Below are 9,597 nucleotides of genomic sequence, written 5' to 3' on the forward strand. Positions count from 1 at the left end.
CTCCCCTCACCTGCCCGATCAGTAGCGATCGAGGTCGATGTCGATACCCAGCGAGCGGATTTCCTTCACCAGCACGTTGAACGATTCCGGCATGCCGGCGTCGATCGAGTGCTCGCCCTTGACGATGTTCTCGTACACCTTGGTACGGCCGTTCACGTCATCGGACTTGACCGTCAGCATTTCCTGGAGCACGTACGATGCGCCGTAGGCTTCCAGTGCCCACACTTCCATCTCACCGAAACGCTGACCACCGAACTGGGCTTTACCACCCAGCGGCTGCTGCGTCACCAGCGAGTACGGGCCGGTGGAACGTGCGTGCATCTTGTCGTCCACCAGGTGGTGCAGCTTCAGCATGTGCATCACACCCAGCGTGACCGGACGCTCGAACGCTTCGCCGGTGCGGCCGTCGAACAGCGTGACCTGCTGCTTGGAAGCGGTCAGGCCCTTCTCCTTCGCGATCTCTTCCGGATAGGCGAGGTCCAGCATGCGGCGGATTTCGTCCTCATGCGCACCATCGAACACCGGCGTCGCGAACGGCACGCCCTTCTTCAGGTTCTCGGCCAGTTCCAGGACTTCCGAATCCGACAGGCTGTCGAGGTCTTCGACCTTGCCGCTCTCGTTGTAGATCTGCGTGAGCAGGTTGCGCACTTCGGCTGCCTTGGCTTGCGCCTTCAGCATGTTGCCGATGCGCTCGCCCAGACCGCGCGCGGCCCAGCCCAGGTGTGTCTCGAGAATCTGACCCACGTTCATCCGCGAAGGCACGCCCAGCGGATTCAGCACGATGTCGGCAGGCGTGCCGTCGGCCATGTAGGGCATGTCTTCGATCGGGGTGATCTTCGACACCACACCCTTGTTACCGTGACGGCCGGCCATCTTGTCGCCAGGCTGCAGGCGGCGCTTGACGGCCAGGTACACCTTGACCATCTTGATCACGCCCGGCGGCAGTTCGTCGCCCTGCGTGAGCTTCTTGCGCTTCTCTTCGAAGGCCAGGTCGAACTCGTGGCGCTTCTGCTCGATGGCTTCCTTGACGGCTTCCAGCTGGGCAGCCACTTCCTCGTCGGCCGGACGGATGTCGAACCAGTGGTACTTGTCGATGTCCGCCAGGTACTCCTTGGTGATCTTCGCACCCTTGGCCAGCTTCTTCGGACCGCCGTTGACGGTCTTGTCGATCAGCAGGCGCTCCAGACGCTGGAAGGCATCGCCTTCCACGATACGCAGCTGGTCATTCAGGTCCAGGCGGTAGCGCTTCAGCTCGTCGTCGATGATCGACTGGGCACGCTTGTCGCGGGTCACGCCTTCGCGGGTGAAGACCTGGACATCGATCACGATGCCGCTCATGCCCGAGGGCACGCGCAGCGAAGTGTCCTTCACGTCCGACGCCTTCTCGCCGAAGATCGCGCGCAGCAGCTTCTCTTCCGGCGTCAGCTGGGTTTCGCCCTTCGGCGTGACCTTGCCCACCAGCACGTCGCCGGCTTCGACTTCGGCGCCGATGTAGGTGATGCCCGACTCGTCCAGGCGAGCCAGCTGGGCTTCGGCCAGGTTCGAGATATCGCGCGTGATTTCTTCCGGTCCCAGCTTGGTGTCGCGGGCAACGACCGACAGTTCCTCGATGTGGATCGAGGTATAGCGGTCTTCGGCCACCACACGCTCCGAGATCAGGATCGAATCCTCGAAGTTGTAGCCGTTCCACGGCATGAACGCCACCAGCATGTTCTGGCCCAGTGCCAGTTCACCCAGGTCAGTCGAGGCGCCGTCGGCGATCACATCGTTGCGGGCAACGATATCGCCAACCTTGACCATCGGACGCTGGTTGATGTTGGTGTTCTGGTTCGAGCGCGTGTACTTGATCAGGTTGTAGATGTCCACGCCGACTTCACCGGCCACGGCTTCGTCGTCGTTCACGCGGATCACGATACGCATCGCGTCGACGTAGTCGACCACGCCGCCACGCATCGCCTGCACGGCAGTACCCGAGTCGACCGCAACGGTGCGCTCGATACCGGTACCGACCAGCGGCTTGTCCGGACGCAGGCAAGGCACGGCCTGACGCTGCATGTTCGCGCCCATCAGTGCACGGTTCGCGTCATCGTGTTCCAGGAACGGCACCAGCGAGGCAGCGGCCGACACGATCTGCGACGGCGCCACGTCGATGTACTGCACGCGGTCCGGCGTCACCATACGGGTTTCACGCTCGGAGCCTTCGCGGGCCGACACCAGTTCGTCGATCAGGTTGCCTTCGGCATCGACGGTCGCGTTGGCCTGCGCCACCACGTACTTGCCTTCCTCGATCGCGGACAGGTAGTCGACCTGGTCAGTCAGCTTGCTGTTCTCGACCTTGCGGTACGGGGTTTCCAGGAAGCCGTACTCGTTCAGGCGCGCATACAGTGCCAGCGAGTTGATCAGACCAATGTTCGGACCTTCCGGCGTTTCGATCGGGCACACGCGGCCGTAGTGGGTCGGGTGCACGTCACGGACTTCAAAGCCGGCGCGCTCGCGCGTCAGACCGCCCGGGCCCAGTGCGGAGACACGGCGCTTGTGCGTGATCTCGGACAGCGGGTTGGTCTGGTCCATGAACTGCGACAGCTGCGACGAACCGAAGAACTCGCGGATCGCCGACGAGATCGGCTTCGAGTTGATCAGGTCGTGCGGCATCAGGTTCTCGGTCTCTGCCTGGCCCAGACGTTCCTTGACGGCGCGCTCCACGCGCGAGAGGCCGGCGCGGAACTGGTTCTCGGCCAGTTCGCCGACGCAACGCACGCGACGGTTGCCCAGGTGGTCGATGTCATCGACCTCGCCCTTGCCGTTGCGCAGGTTCACCAGGATCTTGATGGTCTCGAGGATGTCCTCGTCCTGGAGCACCATGGCGCCTTCGCCGCTGGGGCGGCCCAGGCGGCTGTTGACCTTCATGCGGCCCACGCGCGACAGGTCGTACGACTCTTCGCTGTAGAACAGGCGCTGGAACAGCGCTTCCACGGCTTCTTCGGTCGGCGGCTCGCCCGGGCGCATCATGCGGTAGATCGCGATACGCGCAGCGGTCTGGTCGGCGGTCTCGTCCACGCGCAGGGTCTGCGACATGTACGGGCCCTGATCCAGGTCGTTGGTGTACAGGGTCTGGATCTGCTTGACGCCGGCTTCGCGCAGGTTTTCCAGCAGCGTTTCGGTCAGCTCGTCGTTGGCGTTGGCAATCACCTCGCCGGTATCCGGGTCGATGATGTTCTTGGCCAGCACGCGGCCCAGCAGGTAGTCTTCCGGCACGCTGATCAGCTTGGTGCCCGCCGAGTCCAGGTCGCGGATGTGCTTGGCGTTGATCCGCTTGTCCTTCTCGACCACCACGCGGCCGTTCTTGTCGGCGATGTCGAAGCGCGCGACTTCACCGCGCAGGCGCTCGGGCACGAACTCCAGCTGCGCGCCTTCCGACTGCAGCGTGAAGTTGTCGAACACGAAGAAGTGCGCGAGGATCTGTTCCGGGGTCAGGCCGATCGACTTCAGCAGGATCGTCACCGGCATCTTGCGGCGGCGGTCGACGCGGAAGTACAGGATGTCCTTCGGATCGAATTCGAAGTCCAGCCACGAACCGCGGTAGGGAATGATACGTGCCGAGAACAGCAGCTTGCCCGAGCTGTGGGTCTTGCCCTTGTCGTGCTCGAAGAACACGCCCGGCGAGCGGTGCAGCTGCGAGACGATGACACGCTCGGTGCCATTGATCACAAACGAACCGGTGGAAGTCATCAGCGGGATTTCGCCCATGTAGACTTCCTGCTCCTTCACTTCCTTGACCTTGCCAGGATTCTCGCGATCGTTGATGATCAGGCGAACCTTGGCGCGCAGCGCCGAGTGGAAGGTCAGGCCACGCTGTTGACATTCCTTGACGTCGAACGGCGGGTTGGAAAGGTGATACGAGACGAACTCCATACGGGCAAGCCCGTTATGCGAGGAGATCGGGAAAATTGCGTTGAAAGCGGCCTGAAGGCCTTCGGTCTTGCGACGCGCGGTCGGCGTTTCCGCTTGCAAGAACTGGGTGTAGGATTCAATCTGGGTGGCAAGCAGGAATGGAACCTGATGTACCGTCGCGCGCTTCGCAAAGCTTTTGCGAATGCGCTTCTTTTCGGTGAAGCTGTACGCCATGGGATCTCCGAATCATCGCAGGACGGCTGGACCTGGCCGCGCCTGAGGTGTTCAGCGACTGGGAGGGGATTTGGCGGTTGGCCGCTACCAACCTCTGGCTGACGGTGTCCGCACGCTGCGGGCGGTGTGGTCGTCGCATCAGCGCAACGCCTGTACTCGCCCGGGGGACACCCGACCAAACTTGTCTTCTGCAGTCGGTTCAGAAGACAAACATCAGCAGCAACCACCTAGTGTGCCACTGATGTTTGGCCTCTGCTGAAACGCTGACAAATCAAAGCCTGCCGCGAATCGCAAACATCACTTTTTACGACCTTGCCGCTGTGCAGAGTGGTGACTAAAACACAATCGCACAAGCGCAAAAAGGCTGGCGCCGGGAAATTTCCCTTTGCCAGCCCCATTCGCGTGCCCAGGGGCACGCGAGTACAGCTTTACTTGACGTCGACCTTTGCGCCAGCGTCTTCCAGCTTCTTCTTGGCTTCGGCAGCAGCGGCCTTGTCCACGCCTTCCTTGACGGGCTTCGGTGCGCCATCGACCAGGTCCTTGGCTTCCTTCAGGCCCAGACCGGTGATTTCGCGAACAGCCTTAATCACGCCAACCTTGTTGGCGCCGACTTCGGCCAGGATCACGTTGAATTCGGTCTGCTCTTCGGCAGCAGCAGCGCCGCCAGCGCCCGGGGCAGCAGCCACGGCCATGGCAGCGGCCGACACGCCAAACTTCTCTTCGAACGCCTTGACCAGGTCGTTCAGTTCCATCACGGACATCGCGCCAACGGCTTCCAGGATGTCGTCTTTGGTGATTGCCATTTGAAATACTCCTACTAGATTTGATTCGGTATCGGTAATGCGATCTTTCGATGCGCGACCTGGATTGCCTTAGGCGCCGGCGGCTTCCGCTTCCGCGGGAGCACCTTCGGCGTTCTTGGCGGCCAGTGCAGCCAGCAGACGGGCGAAGCCCGACACCGGTGCCTGCATCACGCCCAGCAGCTGAGCAATCAGTTCGTCGCGGCTCGGGATCGAGGCCAACGCCTTCACGGCGGCAGCGTCGAGAACCTTGCCGTCATACGACCCGGCGCGCAGGACCAGCTTGTCGTTGGTCTTGGCGAAGTCGTTCAGAACCTTGGCCGAGGCCACTGCATCTTCGGAAATACCGTAGATCAGCGGACCGGTCATCTGCTCTGCGAGGCCTGCAAACGGCGTACCTTCGACGGCACGGCGGGCCAGCGTGTTCTTCAGAACACGCAGGTACACGCCTTGCTGACGAGCAGTAGCACGCAGCTTGGTCAGATCGCCAACCGCAATGCCGCGATATTCGGCCACGACGATGGTCTGGGCCTTGGCGACTTGCGCCGAGACCTCAGCAACGACGGCCTTCTTATCTTCAATATTGAGTGGCACGGTTAAGCTCCAAAATGACGCTGTCTCTCCGGCAATACCGGAGCCTTCACGTCAGCACAAACGAACGGCGTCCGATTGGCCCGAATCACCCGGGGCAGTGCCCGGCTTCTTCAATCCCTTCGGGTGCGCCATCTGCGCTGGCTGGCCGGACGACGTCGCTGAGGCTGGAAGCCTTCGCGCACGCACCGACCGATTAAGCCCTTTCCGCATTACTGCCGCGGACAAGGACACCAGCGGTCTTTGATAACCAGCGGTGCCGCCGGAGGCTTTCGCCTGCGGCCGGCACCACTGCCCAAAGCCTTGCTCCATTCCTTGCGGTCCGGAGACGACCCCCGCCGTGGCGAGGATCTTCAATTCTTGTTGCCGACCGGTGTTATCGGGTGCCGGTCAGCAATTTGCCGTCAGCTCAGGCTGCCAGCGTAGCCTGGTCGACACGCACGCCCACGCCCATGGTCGACGAAACGGCGACCTTGCGCAGGTACACGCCCTTGCTGGTGGCCGGCTTGGCCTTGACCAGCGCGTCCAGCAGCGCCGACAGGTTGCTCTTCAGCGCGGCGTCTTCGAACGAACGGCGGCCGATGGTGGCGTGGATGATACCGGCCTTGTCGACACGGAACTGGACCTGACCAGCCTTGGCGTTCTTCACGGCCTGGGCCACATCGGGGGTCACGGTGCCAACCTTCGGGTTCGGCATCAGGCCGCGCGGGCCCAGGATCTGGCCCAGCGTACCGACGATACGCATCGTGTCCGGCGAAGCGATCACGACGTCGAAATTCAGGTTGCCGGCCTTGACTTGCTCAGCCAGGTCTTCCATGCCGACGATGTCGGCACCAGCGGCCTTGGCGGCCTCGGCCTTCTCGCCCTGGGCGAACACAGCCACGCGCACCGACTTGCCGGTACCGGCGGGCAGCACCACCGAACCACGAACCACCTGGTCCGACTTCTTGGCGTCGATGCCCAGTTGCACGGCCACGTCGATGGACTCGTCGAACTTCGCCGAGGCGCAGCCCTTCACCAGGCCCAGGGCCTCGTCGATCGGGTAGAACTTGGTACGCTCGATCTTCGCCTTGTTGGCGGCGACGCGCTTGGAAACCTTAGCCATTTACAGACCCTCCACGGTGATGCCCATCGAACGAGCCGAACCGGCGATGGTACGCACGGCGGCGTCCAGGTCGGCGGCGGTCAGGTCAGCGTTCTTGGCCTTGGCGATTTCTTCAGCCTGGGCGCGGGTGATCTTGCCAACCTTGTCGGTGTGGGGCTTCGGCGAACCCTTGGTGATGCCGGCTGCCTTCTTGATCAGCACGGTCGCCGGCGGCGACTTCATCACGAAGGTGAAGCTCTTGTCGGCGAAGGCGGTAATCACCACCGGCACCGGCAGACCGGGTTCCATACCCTGGGTCTGGGCGTTGAACGCCTTGCAGAACTCCATGATGTTCAGACCACGCTGACCCAGTGCGGGACCAACGGGCGGGGAGGGATTTGCCTTACCAGCCGGAATCTGCAGCTTGATAAAGCCAATGATCTTCTTGGCCATCTCTACTCCAATCCGGATCGCTCTTTCGGGATGCGATCCTGTTGAGTCGTAACGCGCTGTCGCCGCACCTGTGGCACGGCCTCACGCTCCTCTTGGCGCCGCCACCGGGGCGACGCCGTTGCCCGTTGCCGCCCTTTCAGGCCGCAACCGGCAAATTCCTTAAACCTTCTCGACCTGGCCGAACTCAAGTTCGACCGGCGTGGCACGCCCGAAGATCGTGACCGAGACACGCAGGCGCGACTTCTCGTAATTCACTTCTTCCACGTTGCCGTTGAAATCGGTGAACGGGCCGTCCTTGACGCGCACCATTTCGCCCACTTCAAACAGCGTCTTGGGACGCGGCTTCTCGACCCCTTCCTGCATCTGGGTCATGATCTTGTCGACTTCGCGCTGCGAAATCGGGCTCGGGCGGTTGCGGGCGCCGCCCACGAAACCGGTGACCTTGCTGGTGTTCTTCACCAGGTGCCAGGTCTCGTCGGTCATTTCCATTTCCACCAGCACGTAGCCCGGGAAGAAACGGCGCTCGGTGACCGACTTGTGGCCGCCCTTGATTTCCACGACTTCTTCGGACGGCACCAGGATGCGGCCAAACTTGTCCTGCATCTCGGCGCGCTCGATGCGCTCCTGCAGCGCGCGTTGCACGCTCTTCTCCATACCGGAGTAGGCATGAACGACATACCAGCGCTTCTTCGACGAAGGCGATTCCGGCGCGGTGGTTTCCTGCTGAGCGTTATCCGTCATGTGCTACCTCTTATTTCCAGCCCAGCACGAGCGAGAAGACGACCCACTCGATGAGCTTGTCCGCCGACCACAGGAACAGTGCCATGATGACGACAAAGACGAAGACCAGCCCCGTCATCTGCCCGGATTCCTTGCGCGTCGGCCAGACGACCTTGCGAACTTCCCGGTACGATTCCTTGGCGAACCCGATAAAGTCCTTGCCTGGTGCCGACACCAGCGCAACGACGATACCCAGTGCAATGCCGCCGAACAGCGCAGCGCCACGTACATAAGACGGTTGCTGTGCCAGTGCATAGAAACCGATGACGCCGGCAACCACCAGCAGCACCGCGACGCCGAGCATCCACTTGCCGCTGTTGGCGTTCACGGTTTCAACATTGGGATTGGCCATGTTTCGCAAACGAGACTAAGCCGCGTCACGATTGTTCTTCGCGACGCGGCTGATTGATTTGGCAGGGGCAGAGGGAATCGAACCCCCAACCTTCGGTTTTGGAGACCGACGCTCTGCCAGTTGAGCTATACCCCTAAAACAACTGGGGGCCGACGCATGCGCCAACCCCTTCTGGCAACGAACGCGGCCGGTTGGTGCCGCGTTCGCTATCGAACAGCTTAGTCGAGGATCTTTGCCACGACGCCGGCGCCGACGGTACGGCCGCCTTCACGGATAGCGAAGCGCAGGCCTTCTTCCATGGCGATCGGGGCGATCAGCTTGACGGTGATCGACACGTTGTCACCCGGCATCACCATTTCCTTGTCCGCCGGCAGCTCAATCGAGCCGGTCACGTCGGTGGTACGGAAGTAGAACTGCGGGCGGTAGTTGTTGAAGAACGGGGTGTGACGGCCGCCCTCGTCCTTCGACAGGATGTACACCTCGCCGGTGAAGTGGGTGTGCGGCTTGATCGAACCCGGCTTGCACAGCACCTGGCCGCGCTCGACGTCTTCACGCTTGGTGCCGCGCAGCAGCAGACCGACGTTGTCGCCAGCCTGGCCCTGGTCCAGCAGCTTGCGGAACATTTCCACGCCGGTGCAGGTGGTCTTCACGGTCGGGCGGATACCGACGATTTCGATTTCTTCGCCGACCTTGATCACGCCGCGCTCGATACGGCCGGTCACCACGGTGCCGCGACCCGAGATCGAGAACACGTCTTCCACCGGCATCAGGAAGGTACCGTCAACGGCACGCTCCGGCGTCGGGATGTAGGTGTCCAGCGCATCGGCCAGGCGCATGATGGCTTCTTCGCCCAGGTCGCCCTTGTCGCCTTCCAGTGCCAGCTTGGCCGAACCCTTGATGATCGGGGTGTCGTCGCCGGGGAACTCGTACTTCGACAGCAGCTCGCGAACTTCCATCTCGACCAGCTCGAGCAGTTCAGCGTCGTCCACCATGTCGCACTTGTTCAGGAACACGATGATGTACGGCACGCCAACCTGGCGGGCCAGCAGGATGTGCTCACGCGTTTGCGGCATCGGGCCGTCAGCGGCCGAGCAGACCAGGATCGCGCCGTCCATCTGGGCGGCACCCGTGATCATGTTCTTCACATAGTCAGCGTGGCCCGGGCAGTCAACGTGCGCGTAGTGGCGGTTGGCCGTTTCGTATTCGACGTGGGCGGTATTGATGGTAATACCGCGTGCCTTTTCTTCCGGCGCTGCGTCGATTTCGTCGTACTTCTTGGCGGCGCCGCCGAACTTGGCTGCCAGCACCGTGGCGATCGCTGCCGTCAACGTGGTCTTGCCATGGTCAACGTGACCAATCGTGCCAACGTTCACGTGCGGCTTGGTCCGCTCGAACTTTTCCTTTGCCATTTC

Annotated in this window: 8 protein-coding genes and 1 tRNA gene; all 9 read right to left on the minus strand. The window is 62.2% G+C overall.

Translation table 11 applies throughout. The features are described 5' to 3' along the window. Positions 1 to 18: 18 nt before the first annotated feature. Positions 19 to 4,125, minus strand: a complete 4,107-nt coding sequence (rpoB, locus tag AB1I47_RS09110; RefSeq protein ID WP_354683421.1) for a DNA-directed RNA polymerase subunit beta — start codon at positions 4,123 to 4,125, stop codon at positions 19 to 21. A 428-nt stretch (positions 4,126 to 4,553) separates the two neighbouring features. Beyond that, the gene (rplL, locus tag AB1I47_RS09115) at positions 4,554 to 4,928 is read right to left on the minus strand and encodes a 50S ribosomal protein L7/L12 (protein WP_010810464.1); all 375 of its coding nucleotides are present in this window, start codon (positions 4,926 to 4,928) and stop codon (positions 4,554 to 4,556) included. Positions 4,929 to 4,997: 69 nt separating this feature from the next. Beyond that, positions 4,998 to 5,519 (minus strand): 50S ribosomal protein L10, encoded by a 522-nt coding sequence (gene rplJ / locus AB1I47_RS09120; RefSeq protein WP_354683422.1) that lies wholly within the window; start codon positions 5,517 to 5,519, stop codon positions 4,998 to 5,000. 406 nt (positions 5,520 to 5,925) lie between these two features. Then, a complete protein-coding gene (gene rplA, locus AB1I47_RS09125; RefSeq protein WP_063242124.1) occupies positions 5,926 to 6,621 on the minus strand; it encodes a 50S ribosomal protein L1 in 696 nt (231 codons plus the stop codon). Then, complete coding sequence (rplK, locus tag AB1I47_RS09130; RefSeq protein ID WP_010810467.1) at positions 6,622 to 7,053, minus strand: 50S ribosomal protein L11; 432 nt, start codon at positions 7,051 to 7,053, stop codon at positions 6,622 to 6,624. A 159-nt stretch (positions 7,054 to 7,212) separates the two neighbouring features. Continuing rightward, positions 7,213 to 7,794, minus strand: coding sequence for a transcription termination/antitermination protein NusG (nusG, locus tag AB1I47_RS09135; RefSeq protein ID WP_010810468.1), 582 nt, complete (start codon positions 7,792 to 7,794; stop codon positions 7,213 to 7,215). A 10-nt stretch (positions 7,795 to 7,804) separates the two neighbouring features. Further along, positions 7,805 to 8,185: a preprotein translocase subunit SecE gene (secE, locus tag AB1I47_RS09140; protein ID WP_354683423.1), complete on the minus strand. Its 381-nt coding sequence runs from the start codon at positions 8,183 to 8,185 to the stop codon at positions 7,805 to 7,807. Between the two features lie 59 nt (positions 8,186 to 8,244). Then, positions 8,245 to 8,320, minus strand: a tRNA-Trp gene (locus AB1I47_RS09145). An 83-nt stretch (positions 8,321 to 8,403) separates the two neighbouring features. After that, positions 8,404 to 9,594, minus strand: coding sequence for an elongation factor Tu (gene tuf, locus AB1I47_RS09150; protein WP_354683417.1), 1,191 nt, complete (start codon positions 9,592 to 9,594; stop codon positions 8,404 to 8,406). Positions 9,595 to 9,597 lie beyond the last annotated feature (3 nt).

Source organism: Cupriavidus necator, assembly GCF_040578825.1.
GTDB classification, from domain to species: domain Bacteria; phylum Pseudomonadota; class Gammaproteobacteria; order Burkholderiales; family Burkholderiaceae; genus Cupriavidus; species Cupriavidus necator_E.